Consider the following 14574-nt stretch of genomic DNA (forward strand, 5'->3'; position numbering starts at 1 on the left):
CCACCAGGCGCGGCGGCGTCCCCGCCGGGCGGCACTGCCTCCGACACCGGTCGGGCCACGGCACCCTCGGTCACGGCATCCCCGCTACCGGCAGCGGCGGCCTGACCGCCGCCCCCAGGCGGGACACCGCCACCACCGCACGGCACGGCATCCACGGACCCGCACGGCGCGGCATCCGAACCACCGGGCGGCACGGCATCCCCGCCGCCGGCGGCGGCGACCTGACCGCCGAACCCAGCCGCAGCGACCTGCTCACCGGGCGGCACGGCATCCAGAACCGGCCGCGGCACACCACTCCCCGGGCTGCCGCCCGGACCCTCACACCCCAGTTCCCCCGCCATGAGAAAACCGTACAGGTGTCCACCGACACCGACCCGCTCCCACCACCGCACCCTGTGGACGACGACAACGACTGACGGCCCTGTGGACGAACCACCCCAGGAGCCCGGGTCCGACGGGGTCGCCCTGGGACGCCTCAGCCGGGTGGGGCCGTGACGACGTAGACCTCACCCACCCCCTCGAGCTGGACCGCCCCCTCGTTCGCAGGCAGGAACACCGAGCCCACGTCCCCGAGCTCAACGGTGCCCGATGCCGAGGTCAGCACCACGCTCCCCCGCAGGCAGAAGACGATGCGGGGCCCGTGACCCGATGGAAGGACCCGTCCCGGCGTGACGCGGTAGAGCACGAAGCGGTCGGAGGCGCTCTCGAACAGCTCGAGGCCGGGCTCGACGACCCGACCGCGGCCGGCGACGCCGTCGGCCCGCGGGTTGACGATCCGCAAAAGTTCCGGGACGTTGACCTCCTTGCAGGTGAGACCCGCGCGCACGACGTTGTCGGAGTTGGCGAGGACCTCGATCCCGAGTCCACGCACGTAGGAGTGCAGCACGCCGGCCGCGACGTCGATGTACTCCCCCGGCTGGAGCACGCGGTGGTGCATGAGCAGCAGCACGACGAGCCCGATGTCGTCGGGGTGGCCCTCGGCGACTCCGACGACGGCGGCGGCGTCGTCACCGAGCGCGTCACCCGCCGCCTCGAGGCGCACGCATGCGGCGACGACCTCGCGGGCGAGGTCGGGGACCTCGTGCTCCGGGGTGGCGAGCACACCGGCGAGCAGGGCGTGCGCAGGGTCGGTCGCACTCGCTGCCTTCTCGACCAGCTCGGTGAGCCGTGGCACGTGCAGGCGGGCGGCCAGCTCGGCCACCTGCGCATGGGTGCGCATCCCGACGAACACCTCGAAGGGCGCGATGGCGAGCAGCAGCTCAGGTTTCGCCCAGCCGTCGACGTAGACGGCGTCACCCGTCATGGCGCGCAGGGTTGTCGCCTGCTCGGCCGTGGGGTGCGCCTGGATGGAGATGGCACGCCCCGGCGCCAGGACCTTGAGCAGGAAGGGCAGCCGCGGCCCGAACCGCTCGACGCACTCGGCGCCCAGCTCCGCGACCGGGTCGGCGGCGACGACGGCGGCGAGGTCGGGTGAGCCCGGGCGGTCCGTGCCGCTCGGACCCTCCTCGTGCGCCCCCATCCACAGCTCCGACTCCGGCTGCGGGCTCGGGATGGGCCGCCCCTGCAGGCTCGCGATGGACACGTGCGATCCCCAGGCGTCGGTGAAGACGACGGGTGTCAGTCGGTCCACGGATCCTCCGGGGGCGGGGCTGGGCACCCGATGCTAACGCGCGACGGCCGCCCGGTCGTCGACCCGCCCGGCCCCCGCGTCCGAGGTGGCGACGGCCAGGGCCGTCACGACCTCGGGGTCGTACTGGTAGCCGAGGCCGAGGTGGATCCGCTCGAGGGCCGCCGCGACCTCGGAGGGGTCCTCGCGCCGCCCGGTGAGGTCGGCGAAGGCGTTCGCCACCTTGATGATGCGGCTCGCGACGGGGACGTCGTCGCCGAACTCGCGCACCTGGCGGTACGGGGTCGTCTGGGCCTCGACGTAGTCGGCGACGGCCTCGAGTCCCTCGGCGTGCCGGATGATGCGGGCCCCCTCGACCGCGATGTCCAGCTGGTCGCTCGGTGCGGCCAGCACGGTGGCACCCCCGGGGATGGGGTCGCGCAGCGAGATCTGGCCGAGGTCGTGGAGCAGCGCCGCGTACTCGACCTCGCGCAGCTCGCGGGCGGACAGGCCGAGGACGCGCCCGATGCGGACGCTGAGGTCGGCCACCCGCTCCGCGTGGTGTCGCGGCGTGTACCCGCCCTCCTCGGTCAGGCGGGACAGGGTCGCGATCGTCTGACGGTACGTCTGCCGGTTGCGCGCGTAGCGACCCACCGCCACGTACGTGATGGCCAGCGGGAACAGGGCCGTCGGGAGGGCGAGCAGCCCCAGCACCGGGGCCATGAGCGCGACGAGGGGACCGGTGGTGACGACCGCGAAGGTGAGCGGCGCGACCTCACCGATCTCGTCACGCAGGGCGGCCGACCACGGGGTGCGTTGCCGCTCCGACTGCACCGCCGCCGTGAGCATGATCTCGACGATGACGCCGACCGCCGCGACGACCGCCATGACGCAGGCGATGACCGACAACGGCACCGTCCGGTCGATCTCGAGATCCCAGAGCGACTGCCCCTCCGGGCCGAGCCCCCGCGTCAGCCAGGCGGCGACGCCGACGCCGACGAGGCGGGCCGCCACCTGGTCGATCTCGACGGCCCGCCCGCGCACCCAGCGCACGGCCGCAGCGAGCAGCAGGCCACCGGCCACGACGAGGACGACGAAGCCGGCGTCGACGTCGAACGTCGGCTCACCGTGGATGCGGCCGACGAACGCCGTGGCGAGCGCCGACGCCGACGCAAGGGGGGCCGCCATCCGCCCGCTCGGCATCCGGAGCCGGAAGAGCTCGCCCGCCGTGACGGCCAGCACGAACGCGAGGACGGTCCGCTCGTGCACCGTGAGCAGCGACCGCAGGGATCCCGCGTCGGCGTAGAGGGCCCCCCCGAGGACGAGCGCGCCGACGGCGAGGGTACCCCACGTGCGGGGCCCGTCCGGGCGGGTCGTCGGCGCGGTCATCCGGCCGCCACGCTCGCCCGGCGGGTCAGCGCCTGCTCGAGGGTTCGCAGGAGGTCCTCACGACCGGCGGGGGTCGTGCGCAGGACGGCGAGGGCCTCGTCGTGGGACAGGCGGATGCCGTCCGGCGTCCCGACCTCGGTGAGGAGGTCGTACTCGTCGGCGAGACCGACGACGAGGGCGGGGAGGCCGAGCGAGTCCCCTGTCGAGATCCCCGGGGTGACGGCGTCCCGGTGGTGCCGGATGGCGTCGAGCGACCCGGACAGGAAGCTGAGGTCGACGAGGAGGTCGGCTCCCCGGGCCGGGTAGTGCCGGAGCGCGCCGACGCCGCCGATCCCCGAGCCCCGCACGAGGGCCGTCGGCAGGGCCGTGAGGCCGAGGTCGTGGAGCATCCCGCCGGTCCGGATGTCGGCGACGACCTGGGGGCGCAGCCCGAGGTGCTCGGCCATGTGGGCGCACAGCTGGGCCACCCGAGCGCTGTGGCCGATGAGGTGGGGTGCCTTCGCCTCGACCGCCGCGACGAGGACCTCGAGGGCCCGCTCATGTCCCGTGACCTCCTCGGCGTACTGCCGGTAGGCCCACTGGGCCACGACGAGGGGTGGGAGGACGAGCACGACGCTCGCCGGACCGAGCCCCGCGGGCTCCCAGAGCACGACCATGATGAAGGCGATGACGCCGTAGCCGAGGTAGGCCGGGCCGCTCGTGCCGAGCAGCCGACCCATCTGGGTGCGCATCGGCACGCCCTGGGACAGGCGCACGACCCCGGCGATGAGGACGAGGTTGACGAGCGCCTGGGCGAGGTCGGCGACGAGGATGGGGATGCCGATCTGACGGACGATCTCCCACGTGCCGACGACACCCTCGGCGTCCCGCGGGCCACCCGCAGCGAGGTAGATGGCGGCTCCGCTGACGCCGAGGATGGCCGACATGCCGGTGTTGAAGAAGCGTGCCTTCAACGGCAGCTGCCCACGCTGGAGCGGGCCCACGATGATGCCGATGACACCGGCACCCGCGGGCCCCAGCAGCGCCATCGACGCGAGCAGGATGATGCTCGCGAACGACAGCTGGACCCGGTCGTTGTCGACCTCGACGGACCCGAGCCACCAGGTGAGCACGGCAAGGAGCACCATGACACCGAAGGAGGCGTCGAGGACGATGCCGTCGACCCGCACCGCCGTCGCGGTGAGACCGAGCCCGACGGCGACGACGAGCACGACGTACGCGGTCGTCGCGTGACCGACGCGCCGGGCTGCGGCACCCTCCGCTCGGGAGGCGTCAGTCGACATGGATCAGGTGGTCACTACCCCTTCCAGGTCCAGGTCTCGACGGACGCCACGGCGTCGCCGAAGCTCGGGGGACCGGCGGCGGCGACGCTGGGAGCGATGACTGCCATGGCTGCGAGGATCGCTGCGGCGACGAGAGTGCGCATCCTGCTCATGATGGGTGTTCCTTTCAGAGGCGGTACCCGGCCCCGGGACGGCGGGGGTCCGAGATGCTCCGAGTCTCCCATGCACTGCCGTGTGCGACAATCGACACGACCGGTGACGACCGCAACGGTCCTCACCCGGAGCCGACTCCCCCGACGAAAGGCAGCCTGATGAGCAAGCGCGCCCGCAAGCGCCGCTCGCGCAAGGGCAACAAGGCCAACCACGGCCGCAAGCCCAACGCCTGAGCACGACTCGACGCACGATCACCCGGTACGCCGCGCGGCGGACCGGGTGATCGCGTCAGTGGGGGCCGGAGCAAGGGCTCCGGGGACAGGACAGGCCGGGGTGAGCGCCCGGGCAAGGCCCGGCGAAACGCCCGGGGAAGGCCCGGCGAAACGCCCGGGGAAGGCCCGGCGAAACGCCCGGGGAAGGCTCGGCGAAACGCCCGACCACGGGCCGGCTCGCGTGCGGCTCAGGCCTCGGACTCGAAGCGCACCGTCGTGATGCGCTGCATGATCTGCATCCGCACCGCGGCCGGCGCCGTCTCGCCCGAGCACGACCGGCGCACGACCTGCTTGAGCGCGACATCGAGGTCGTGCTCGGCCAGGCAGGGCTGGCACTCGTTGAGGTGCGCGGCGACGCGGCGCACGTCGTCGGCGCTCATCTCGCCGTCGAGGTACTCGTAGATGCGGTGCAGGACCTCGGAGCAGTCGCCGTGACCGGCGTGGTCGTCGTGGGTCATGACTCCTCCTGGGTCCCGAAGCCGCGCTCGCGGGCGTACTCCGTGAGCAGGCCGCGCAGCTGGCGTCGCCCGCGGTGCAGCCGCGACATCACGGTGCCGATGGGGGTGCCCATGATCTCGGCGATCTCCTTGTAGGCGAAGCCCTCGACGTCAGCGAGGTAGACGGCCATCCGGAAGTCGTCGGGAAGCTCCTGCAGGGCGCGCTTGACCTCGGTGTCGGGCAGGTGCTCGAGCGCCTGCGCCTCGGCGGACTTCAGCCCGGCCGAGGTGTGGGACTCGGCGCGGGCGAGCTGGTAGTCCTCGACCTCGGCGGCGTCGGACTGGAGCGGCTCGCGCTGCCTCTTGCGGTAGGTGTTGATGTAGGTGTTCGTGAGGATGCGGTACATCCACGCCTTGAGGTTGGTGCCCGGCTGGTACTGGTGGAACGCCGCGTAGGCCTTGGCGTAGGTCTCCTGGAGGAGGTCCTCGGCGTCGGCCGGGTTGCGGGTCGTGCGCATCGCGGCGGCGTACAGCTGGTCGAGCAGCGGCAGCGCCTCTCGCTCGAAGCGGGCCTGGCGCTGGGCGGGGGTCTCGGTGGCGACGTCGGTCTCGACCGCTGGGCTGTCGTCGACGGGCGTGGGTGGTGTGCTCATCGGTTCCCAGCCTATCCGGGCCCGGCTGGGGGCTGAGGTGTCGAGGACGAACACGAGGGCGGGGCCTTCCGACGCGGGTGCGGACAGGGCGGTCAACGCCACGGACCGCCGACCCATTCCCCGCGAAGCCCCGGCTCAGCCTTCGGGCAACCGGGTCAGCACGGCCGCGGCCACCTGCGCGGCGGCCCGCTCGAGCGCGTGCGGGCCGGGCACGGCATCCAGCGTGGCGTGCGGCGGGAGCACGCCCCGCACCTCGTCGGGGGTCCCGAAGGGGTCGGTGATCCCCTGCACGACGTGGACGGGGATGCCGGCGGCGGCCGGCAGCGCGAGCTCGCCCGCCCGGGAGCGGTCGGGGCGGCCCGGCGGGTGGAGGGGGAAGGAGAGGGCCACGACGGCGTCGGCCCCCGTCGCGACGGCGGTGCGACAGGCGACCCGGGCCCCGGCGCTGCGGCCGCCGACGACGAGCGGCCCGGCCGGGCGGTCGGGACCGAGCGCGGCGATCACCGCGAGCCAGGCCCGGTCGAGGGAGGCCGGCGGGCCTGCGACGCGACGCTGCGCGACCCGCCACGGCTGGTCGACGAGCACGACCGCCCACCCGCACGCCACTGCGGTGTCCCGGGTCGCGACGACGTCGTCGGTCCAGCGCCGGCCTCCCGCCCCGTGACCGAGGACGAGCAGGCCGACGGGGATGCCGGGCGGCGCGCTCGTCGTGAGCCGCGCCGCGCCCTCGGGGGTGGCGACGAGGCGTTCGGCGGTGACGGCCGGGACGGCGGGCGCGGGCGGATCGGCCGGGTCGGCCGGGTCGGCGGGGATGCCGGTCACGTCCCGATGACCTCGCCGGTCACGGGGTCGACGACACCGACGAGGTCGTCGACGGGAGCGGGGTCGAGCAGGTGCGGGCCGTTGGACCGGTTGCTGCTCACCGCCGTCGAGACCGGGTAGGCCGTGAACCGCCCCGGCGGACGCCGCTCGAGCAGGCCGAGGACGTCGGCCGCCCCGGTCGCGGGATCGAGCCAGTGGGCCCACTCCTCGCGCTCCAGGACGAGCGGCTGGCGGTCGTGGATGCGGTCGAGCCCCGGCTCGGCCGGTCCGGTGATGACGGTGAACGTGCTCAGCCAGGCGAGCGGGTCGTCGGGGTCGGCGACGGCGGGGTCGCGCCAGAACTCGTAGAGCCCGGCCATCGCGGTGCTCGCGCCGTCGACCCGGGTCGTGAAGAAGGGCTGCTTGCGCGGCTTCCCCCTCGCGTCGAGGGCGGTCGGGGAGGCCTGCCACTCGTACCAGCCGTGGGCCGGGACGAGGCAGCGCCGGGACGCCAGTGCCCGCGCGAAGGCGGGCTTGTCGGCAACGGACTCGACCCGGGCGTTGATCATCCGGGCACCGCCGCGCGGGTCCTTCGACCAGCTCGGCACGAGCCCCCACGTGAGCAGCCGCAGCTGCCGGCGGGCCGGGGCGAGGCGGTCCTCACGGGGCGGGCGGGCGAGCACGACGGGGGCCTGCTTCGTCGGGGCCATGTTGTGGTCCGGTCGCCCGGGCGGGGGGTCCTGCGGGGCCGCGAGCACGCTGCGGCCGGGCTGACCGGAGCGGTCGTCGTCGACCCCGAACTCCTCGACCAGCTCGTCGGGGTTGGCCGTCGCGGCGTACCGACCACACATGGGTCCAATCTACGCACCCGCCCCCCGAGCAACTACCGTAGGCACCACGAGGCCTGACCAGCACGAACCGACCGGAGGACCCCATGACCCTGGTGCGACGCGTCGCCCGACCGATGCTCGCCGCGATGTTCGTCGTCGGCGGCCTCGACCAGTTCAAGCACCCCGGCCGCAAGACCGACACGGTCCGGCCGCTGCTCGAGAAGGTCGGTCCCACCGTCGGGCTGCCCGACGACCCCGAGCTGCTCGTGCGGGCCAACGGGGTCGCGATGGTGGCGGCCGGCTCCCTCCTCGCGCTCGGCCGGCTCCCCCGCCTCGCGTCGAGCGTGCTCGCCGCCACCCTCGTGCCGACGACGCTCGCCGCCCACCCGTTCTGGGACGAGCAGGACCCCGAGCGGCGGGCGCAGCAGCAGGTGCAGTTCCTCAAGAACCTCGGCCTGCTCGGTGGGCTCCTGCTCGCCGCGGTCGACACCGAGGGGCGACCGGGCCTGGCCTACCGCGCGAAGCTCGTCAGCGCGAGCGCGCACCGGGCCGCCCGCACGACCCGCCGGGAGGCGCGGCACGCGGCCCGGGCCGCCGCCCGCGAGGCGAGGCTGAAGGCGGTCCAGGCCCAGCATGCCCTCGGCTGACTGGGCGGCACCGACCGTCACACGGGCCGTCGACGCGCGCGTCGTCCTCCCGGGCAGCAAGTCGCTCACCAACCGCTACCTCGTGCTCGCCGCCCTCGCGAGCGACGTCTCACGCCTGCGCGCCCCCCTCCGCTCCCGCGACACCCTCCTCATGGCGCAGGCCCTGCGCACCCTCGGCGCCGTCGTCGACGACGTCGAGGACGGCGACTGGCTCGTCACGCCCGGTCGGCTCGTCGGCGGCGGCGAGGTCGACTGCGGCCTCGCCGGCAACGTCATGCGCTTCGTCCCGCCCGTCGCCGGGTTGGCCGACGGGCCGGTGCGCTTCGACGGCGACCCGCACGCCCGCCGGCGCCCGATGGCTCCGGTGCTCGAGGCGCTGCGCACGCTCGGCGTCGAGGTCGACGACGCGGACCGCGGCGGCCTGCCCTTCACGGTCCACGGGCGGGGGGCGGTACGGGGCGGCGCGGTCACCCTCGACGCGTCGCAGTCCTCGCAGTTCGTCTCGGGCCTGCTGCTCTCCGGGCCGCGCTTCGACGGGGGTGTCACGGTGCACCACGTCGGCGGGGCGGTGCCGAGCCTTCCCCACATCGAGATGACGGTCGAGACGCTGCGCGACGCCGGGGTCGTCGTCGACGACCTCGACGCGCACACGTGGCGGGTCGAGCCGAGCGAGGTCAACGCCCTCGACGTCCAGGTCGAGCCCGACCTGTCCAACGCCGCCCAGTTCCTCGCCGCGGCCCTCGTCACGGGCGGGCGGGTGCACGTGCCCGGCTGGCCGCAGTACACGACCCAGGGCGGTGACCACGTCCGCGAGGTGCTCGACATGATGGGGGCCGAGGTCGTGCTCGACCGGGCCGGGCTCACGGTGAGCGGGGGCGACGGCATCTCGGGGGTCGACGTCGACCTGCGCGGCTCGAGCGAGCTCACCCCCGTCGTCGCCGCCCTGTGCGCCCTCGCGGACTCCCCGAGCGTCATCCGCGGCGTCGCCCACGTCCGCGGTCACGAGACCGACCGCCTCGCCGCGCTGCGCACCGAGCTCACCGCGCTCGGCGCGCACGTCGACGAGACCGACGACGGGCTGCGGATCACCCCGCGGCCCCTGCACGGCGGCACCTTCCGCACCTACGCGGACCACCGCATGGTCATGGCCGCGGCCGTGCTGGGCCTCGTCGTCCCGGGACTCGTCGTCGAGGACGTCGGCACCGTCGCGAAGACGATGCCACGCTTCACCGAGCTGTGGGCCGAGATGCTCGGGCACCCGGTGCCGGCGGGAGCCTGATGGCGCGGTCCGCACGGGACTACGACGAGTCCGACGTCCGGATCCGCCCGAACCGGCGCGGGTCACGCCCGCGCAGCAAGGACCGTCCCGCCCACGAGGATGCCGTGCCCGGCCGGGTCACGACCGTCGACCGGGGCCGCTACACGACCCTCGTCGGGGAGGGCACCGAACGGCGAGTCGTCCTCGCGATGCGGGCGCGCGAGCTGGGGCGCAAGGGGATCGTCGTCGGGGATGCCGTGCACCTCGTCGGCGACACGTCCGGCACCGAGGGGAGCCTGGCCCGGATCGTGCGGGTCTCCCCACGCGTCACCGTGCTCCGCCGCACCGCCGACGACACCGACCCGGTCGAACGGGTGCTCGTCGCCAACGCCGACCAGCTCGTCGTCGTGTCGGCGCTCGCGAACCCCGAGCCCCGACCGCGACTCATCGACCGCTGCCTCGTCGCGGCCTACGACGCCGGGATGGACCCGCTCCTCGTGCTCACGAAGGCCGACCTCACCGACCCGGCGCCCTTCCTCGAGCAGTACGCCCCACTCGACGTCCGCCACGTCGTCACCGCACGACGCGAGCACGGCACCGACGGGCTCGACGAGCTGCGGGCGGCCCTGTCCGGGCAGGTCAGCGTGCTCGTGGGGCACTCCGGGGTCGGCAAGTCCACGCTCGTCAACGCCCTCGTGCCGGATGCGCTGCGGGCGACCGGGGTCGTCAACGTCGTCACCGGCCGGGGCCGGCACACGTCGTCGTCCGCGGTGGCCCTCGCCCTGCCCGACGACGACGGGTGGGTCATCGACACGCCGGGCGTGCGCTCGTTCGGCCTCGCGCACGTCGACCTGACCCGGATCGTCCAGCACTTCTCCGACCTCGAGCCGGGCACGGCGGGGTGCCCCCGGGGCTGCACCCACGACGAGGAGGAGTGCGGCCTCGACGCGTGGGTGGCCAGCGGCGCCGCGGGGCCGGCCGGGCCGGCCCGGCTCGACTCGCTGCGCCGCCTCCTGCGCGCCCGGTCGGCACCGACGGAGTGAGTGCGGCCGGCATCCGCGAGAGCCCGCAGAATGCCGTGCCGCTCGGTCACGCGGTCGGCGGCCGGTGGTCGTCGGGCTGCTCGTCGACGAGCCGGGTCACGTCCTGCGGTGCGCTGTCGGTGTCGGCGTGCATCGCCCGGGATCGCTCCGCACCCGCGTCGGCCGCCGAGGAGCCGAGGTCCTCACCGCCGCCCGCCGCGCCGAAGCCGGCACCGACGTCGTCGCGATCGACCGCCCCGGTCGTCGCGAACCGCGCGTCCGGCTCGACGTCCGAGACGTCGACGGTCTCGACGATGACGCGCGGCTCGGCGAAGTGGCACGCCGACAGGTGCGCCCCGGCACCGTCGTCGCGAGGCTCGAGCTGCGGCTCCTCGACGCTGCAGACCTCCTGCGCCTTCCAGCAGCGGGTGTGGAACCGGCATCCAGAGGGCGGGTTCGCGGGCGACGGGACGTCGCCCTGGAGGACGATCTGCTCCCGCTTGCCGCGCAGCGTCGGGTCGGGCACGGGCACCGCCGAGAGCAGCGCCTGGGTGTACGGGTGCGTCGGGCGGCTGTAGACCTCGTCCTCCTCGCCGAGCTCGGCCATCCGCCCGAGGTACATGACGCCGACCCGGTCGGAGATGTGCCGCACGACCGACAGGTCGTGGGCGATGAAGACGTAGGCCAGCCCCAGCTCGTTCTGCAGCTGCTCCATGAGGTTGACGACCTGCGCCTGGACCGACACGTCGAGCGCCGACACCGGCTCGTCGCAGACGAGGACCTTGGGGTTGAGGGCGATGCCGCGGGCGATGCCGATGCGCTGCCGCTGCCCACCGGAGAACTGGTGGGGGTAGCGGTTGATGTGCTCGGGGTTGAGCCCGACGAGGTCGAGCAGCTCCTGGACGCGCTTGCGGCGCCCGCCCTTGGGGACGACGTCCTTGTGGATCTCGAACGGCTCGCCGATGATGTCGCCGACCGTCATCCGCGGGTTGAGCGAGGTGTACGGGTCCTGGAAGACGATCTGGATGTCACGGCGCATCCGCCGCAGGTCGCGCCCGGTCGCGTTGCTCCAGTCGGCCCCCTCGAAGACGACCTTCCCCGAGGTCGGCTCCTCGAGCCGCATGAGGAGGCGGCCGAGGGTGGACTTGCCGCAGCCGGACTCGCCGACGATGCCGAGCGTCTCGCCCTTGTGCAGGTCGAAGCTCACGCCGTCGACGGCCTTGACCTGCCCGACCGTGCGGCGCAGCACGCCCCGCTTGATGGGGTAGTGCTTGACCAGGTCGTGCGCGCTGAGAATGACCTCAGGCATTGATGACCTCCTCGGCGAAGTGGCAGGCCGAGAAGCGGCCGGGAACGATCTCGCGCAGGTCGGGGCGGTCGGTGCGGCAGACGTCCTGCGCCATCCGGCACCGGGGGTTGAACGCGCAGCCCGGCGGGATCCGCATGAGGTTCGGCGGCAGGCCCCCGATCGCCGCGAGCGTCTGGCCCTTCTGGTCCAGGCGGGGGATCGACTCGAGCAAGCCCCGGGTGTACGGGTGGGCGGGCGACCGGTAGAGCTCGTGGACCTCGGCGGTCTCGACGAGGCGCCCGGCGTACATGACGACGATCCGGTCGGCGACGTCGGCGACGACACCGAGGTCGTGGGTGATGAGGATGAGCCCCATCTGGCGCTCCTCCTGCAGCTCCTGGAGCAGCGCCATGATCTGGGCCTGGACCGTGACGTCGAGGGCCGTCGTCGGCTCGTCGGCGATGAGGACGGCCGGGTCGAGCGCGATGGCCATCGCGATCATGATGCGCTGGCGCATCCCGCCGGAGAACTGGTGCGGGTACGCCCTGACGCGATCGCGCGCCGCAGGGATCGACACCCGCTCCATGAGCCGGATCGCCTGCTCCAGGGCGTCGGACTTGTTCAGCCCGCGGTGGACGCGGAACATCTCGGCGATCTGCCAGCCGACCGGGAAGACGGGGTTGAGCGAGGACAGCGCGTCCTGGAAGATCATCGAGATCTCCGGCCCGCGCGTCAGGCGCCGCTGGTCCTCCGGCATGGAGAGCAGGTCCTGCCCGCAGTAGCGGATGTGCCCGGAGGGGATGACGGCCGGCGGCATGTCGAGGATGCCCATGATCGCCTGGGCGGTCACCGACTTGCCCGACCCGGACTCGCCGAGGATCGCGAGCGACTCGCCCTGGTGGAGCTGGAACGTCACGCCGTTGATCGCCGTCGCGACGCCGTCCGTCGTGTGGAACTCGACGTAGAGGTCCTCGACGTCGAGGAGCAGCCCGTCGACGGGGGCGTACGTGCGGGTGGTGCCCGAGGTCTTGGCCCGGGCGGTGGTGTCCTGGGTGGTCATCGTCTCTCCGTCGGGTCAGCGGTTCTTCGGGTCGAGGGCGTCGCGCACGGCGTCACCCAGGAGGATGAAGCCGAGCACCGCCAGCGACAGGAAGAGGCTGGGGAAGAACAGCATGTGCGGCGTCGTGCGCAGCCCGACGATCGCCGCGCTGATGTCGATGCCCCAGGAGATGGCCGGTGCCTGCAGGCCGATCCCGAGGAAGGACAGGGTGGCCTCGACGGCGATGTACCCGCCGAGGGAGATCGTCGCCACGACGATGAGGGGAGCCAACGAGTTCGGCAGGATGTGCGACCGCACGATGCGCGACGGGCTCGCACCGAGGGCTCGGGCCGCCTGGACGTAGTCGTTCGGCTTGACCTGGATGACGCTGCTGCGCATGAGCCGGGCCATGCTCGGCCAGCCCAGCACCGCCAGCGCGATCACGACCTTGAGGCCCGACAGGAAGGCGTTGGAGTTGAAGAAGTCGGGGAGCGAGACGAGGAAGATGATGGCACCGAGCAGCAGCGGGATCGCGAAGAAGATGTCGCCGATGCGCGACATCGTGGCGTCCCAGGCACCGCCGAGGTAACCCGACATGACGCCGATGAGCCCGCCGAGCAGGACGGTGAACATCGTCGTGAGCACGCCCACCATGATCGAGGCACGAGCCCCGTAGATGCACCGCGCGTAGATGTCGTACCCCTGGATGTCACGGCCGAACCACGTGCCGTCGCCGGGGCGGGACCGGGACTCCGCGAGGATCGCCTCGCGCGGGTCGGTGTTCGTGAACAGGCTGGGCCAGATCGCCATGACCACGAAGACGGTGATGATGACCGCCGAGACCCAGAAGATCGGGTTCGACCGCAGGGCCCGCCACGCGTCCGAGGCGAGCGACCTGGAGTCCTCGGACGCGCCCTCGGGGAGGTCGGAGACGGATACCTCGACGATGGCTTGTTCAGTCATGGCTGATCCTCGGGTCGAGCAGCCCGTAGAGCAGGTCCACGAGCAGGTTGACGAACAGGTAGACGATGACGAGCACCGTGACCGTGCCCACGACGGAGGCGCCGTCCCGTGCCCGGATGGAGCGGAAGAGGTAGCCGCCGATCCCGGGGATGTTGAAGATGGCCTCGGTGACGATGGCGCCGCCGAGCAGCGCCCCGAAGTCGAAGCCGATGAACGTGATGACCGGGATGAGGGAGTTGCGCAGGGCGTGCAGGCCGACGGCGCGACGGCGGGTCAGCCCCTTCGCGACCGCGGTGCGCAGGTAGTCGGCGCGCAGGTTCTCCACGAGGCTCGTGCGCATGAGCCGGGACACGTAGGCCAACGACAGGGAGCCCAGCACCATGGCCGGGAGCATCAGCTCGTAGAACGAGGGGTTGGCCGACGTCACGGTGACCGGGAAGATCCCCAGCTTGACCCCGAGGAAGTACTGGCTCACGCCACCGATGACGAAGACGGGGATCGAGATGACGACGAGCGTCGACACGAGGACGAGGTTGTCGAGGAAGCCACCTCTTCGCAGTGCGGTGAGGACTCCGACGAAGATGCCGATGACCGACTCGAAGAGGATGGCCATGAGGGCGAGCTGCGCCGTGACCGGGTAGCGGGCCTTGAGCTGGTCGAGCACCGGGATGCCGTTGGTCGTCTCGCCGAAGTCGCCCCGGGCGAGGTTGGCGACGTACTTGCCGTACTGGATCGGCAGGGGGTCGTTGAGGTTGTACTTCTCGCGGAATGCCGCGGCGTATGCCGGCGGGCACGGCCGCTCTCCGCACTTCCCGGCCAGTGGGTCGCCCGGGAGGGCGAAGACCATGGCGAAGATGAGGAACGTCGCGCCCAGGATCACCGGGATCATCTGCAGCAGTCGTCGAATGATGTAGGTGCCCACGTCACCTCCCT

Annotated in this window: 17 protein-coding genes; 5 read left to right on the forward strand and 12 right to left on the reverse strand. The window is 73.0% G+C overall.

All coding sequences use genetic code 11. The features are described 5' to 3' along the window. The coding region (locus ABD899_RS16175) for a hypothetical protein (protein WP_345207875.1) at positions 1-416 on the forward strand (416 nt) is incomplete at its 5' end. A 59-nt stretch (positions 417-475) separates the two neighbouring features. On the opposite strand, the gene manA is transcribed toward ABD899_RS16175, so the two are convergent. The 4 genes from manA to ABD899_RS16195 are packed head-to-tail and all read right to left on the reverse strand — an operon-like array spanning position 476 to position 4430. Then, positions 476-1630 carry a mannose-6-phosphate isomerase, class I gene (gene manA / locus ABD899_RS16180; RefSeq protein ID WP_345207878.1) on the reverse strand — a complete coding sequence of 385 codons (1155 nt, stop codon included), beginning with the start codon at positions 1628-1630 and terminating at the stop codon, positions 476-478. 33 nt (positions 1631-1663) lie between these two features. Continuing rightward, the gene (locus tag ABD899_RS16185) at positions 1664-2995 is read right to left on the reverse strand and encodes an HD-GYP domain-containing protein (RefSeq protein ID WP_345207880.1); all 1332 of its coding nucleotides are present in this window, start codon (positions 2993-2995) and stop codon (positions 1664-1666) included. Continuing rightward, positions 2992-4278, reverse strand: a complete 1287-nt coding sequence (locus tag ABD899_RS16190; RefSeq protein WP_345207882.1) for an HD-GYP domain-containing protein — start codon at positions 4276-4278, stop codon at positions 2992-2994. The genes ABD899_RS16185 and ABD899_RS16190 overlap by 4 nt, the downstream gene beginning before the upstream one ends. A 14-nt stretch (positions 4279-4292) precedes the next feature. Next, positions 4293-4430 carry a hypothetical protein gene (locus ABD899_RS16195; RefSeq protein ID WP_345207884.1) on the reverse strand — a complete coding sequence of 46 codons (138 nt, stop codon included), beginning with the start codon at positions 4428-4430 and terminating at the stop codon, positions 4293-4295. Between the two features lie 159 nt (positions 4431-4589). On the opposite strand from ABD899_RS16195, the gene ABD899_RS18995 reads away from it, so the two are divergent. After that, complete coding sequence (locus tag ABD899_RS18995; RefSeq protein ID WP_009775747.1) at positions 4590-4664, forward strand: 50S ribosomal protein bL37; 75 nt, start codon at positions 4590-4592, stop codon at positions 4662-4664. 227 nt (positions 4665-4891) lie between these two features. On the opposite strand, the gene rsrA is transcribed toward ABD899_RS18995, so the two are convergent. The 4 genes from rsrA to ABD899_RS16215 form a co-directional block, all read right to left on the reverse strand. Beyond that, on the reverse strand, positions 4892-5161 hold the full coding sequence (rsrA, locus tag ABD899_RS16200) for a mycothiol system anti-sigma-R factor (RefSeq protein WP_345207885.1): 270 nt from the start codon (positions 5159-5161) through the stop codon (positions 4892-4894). After that, positions 5158-5793 carry a sigma-70 family RNA polymerase sigma factor gene (locus tag ABD899_RS16205; protein ID WP_345207887.1) on the reverse strand — a complete coding sequence of 212 codons (636 nt, stop codon included), beginning with the start codon at positions 5791-5793 and terminating at the stop codon, positions 5158-5160. Before ABD899_RS16205 ends, rsrA begins: the two co-directional genes overlap by 4 nt. A gap of 135 nt (positions 5794-5928) precedes the next feature. After that, the gene (locus ABD899_RS16210) at positions 5929-6615 is read right to left on the reverse strand and encodes an alpha/beta hydrolase family protein (protein WP_345207889.1); all 687 of its coding nucleotides are present in this window, start codon (positions 6613-6615) and stop codon (positions 5929-5931) included. Next, positions 6612-7445, reverse strand: a complete 834-nt coding sequence (locus ABD899_RS16215; RefSeq protein WP_345207891.1) for an SOS response-associated peptidase — start codon at positions 7443-7445, stop codon at positions 6612-6614. The genes ABD899_RS16210 and ABD899_RS16215 overlap by 4 nt, the downstream gene beginning before the upstream one ends. An 83-nt stretch (positions 7446-7528) precedes the next feature. Between ABD899_RS16215 and ABD899_RS16220 the strand changes: the two genes are divergently transcribed. From ABD899_RS16220 to rsgA, 3 genes are read left to right on the forward strand one after another with little or no spacing between them, the layout of a single operon-like run. Continuing rightward, complete coding sequence (locus ABD899_RS16220) at positions 7529-8071, forward strand: DoxX family protein (protein WP_345207893.1); 543 nt, start codon at positions 7529-7531, stop codon at positions 8069-8071. Next, a complete protein-coding gene (gene aroA, locus ABD899_RS16225; protein ID WP_345207895.1) occupies positions 8058-9350 on the forward strand; it encodes a 3-phosphoshikimate 1-carboxyvinyltransferase in 1293 nt (430 codons plus the stop codon). Before ABD899_RS16220 ends, aroA begins: the two co-directional genes overlap by 14 nt. After that, a complete protein-coding gene (gene rsgA, locus ABD899_RS16230; protein WP_345207896.1) occupies positions 9350-10372 on the forward strand; it encodes a ribosome small subunit-dependent GTPase A in 1023 nt (340 codons plus the stop codon). The genes aroA and rsgA overlap by 1 nt, the downstream gene beginning before the upstream one ends. 46 nt (positions 10373-10418) lie before the next feature. Here the strand turns inward: rsgA and ABD899_RS16235 are convergent, their stop codons facing one another. Genes ABD899_RS16235 through ABD899_RS16250 form a run of 4 tightly spaced genes read right to left on the reverse strand, consistent with a single transcriptional unit; the run spans position 10419 to position 14563 of the window. Then, positions 10419-11660, reverse strand: a complete 1242-nt coding sequence (locus ABD899_RS16235; protein ID WP_345207897.1) for an ABC transporter ATP-binding protein — start codon at positions 11658-11660, stop codon at positions 10419-10421. Then, a complete protein-coding gene (locus ABD899_RS16240; protein ID WP_345207898.1) occupies positions 11653-12699 on the reverse strand; it encodes an ABC transporter ATP-binding protein in 1047 nt (348 codons plus the stop codon). The genes ABD899_RS16235 and ABD899_RS16240 overlap by 8 nt, the downstream gene beginning before the upstream one ends. Before the next feature lie 15 nt (positions 12700-12714). Then, positions 12715-13641: an ABC transporter permease gene (locus ABD899_RS16245; protein ID WP_345207900.1), complete on the reverse strand. Its 927-nt coding sequence runs from the start codon at positions 13639-13641 to the stop codon at positions 12715-12717. Then, positions 13634-14563 carry an ABC transporter permease gene (locus ABD899_RS16250; RefSeq protein WP_345207902.1) on the reverse strand — a complete coding sequence of 310 codons (930 nt, stop codon included), beginning with the start codon at positions 14561-14563 and terminating at the stop codon, positions 13634-13636. The genes ABD899_RS16245 and ABD899_RS16250 overlap by 8 nt, the downstream gene beginning before the upstream one ends. Positions 14564-14574 lie beyond the last annotated feature (11 nt).

The sequence above is a fragment of the Fodinibacter luteus genome, assembly GCF_039541575.1.
Classification (GTDB): Bacteria; Actinomycetota; Actinomycetes; order Actinomycetales; family Dermatophilaceae; genus Fodinibacter; species Fodinibacter luteus.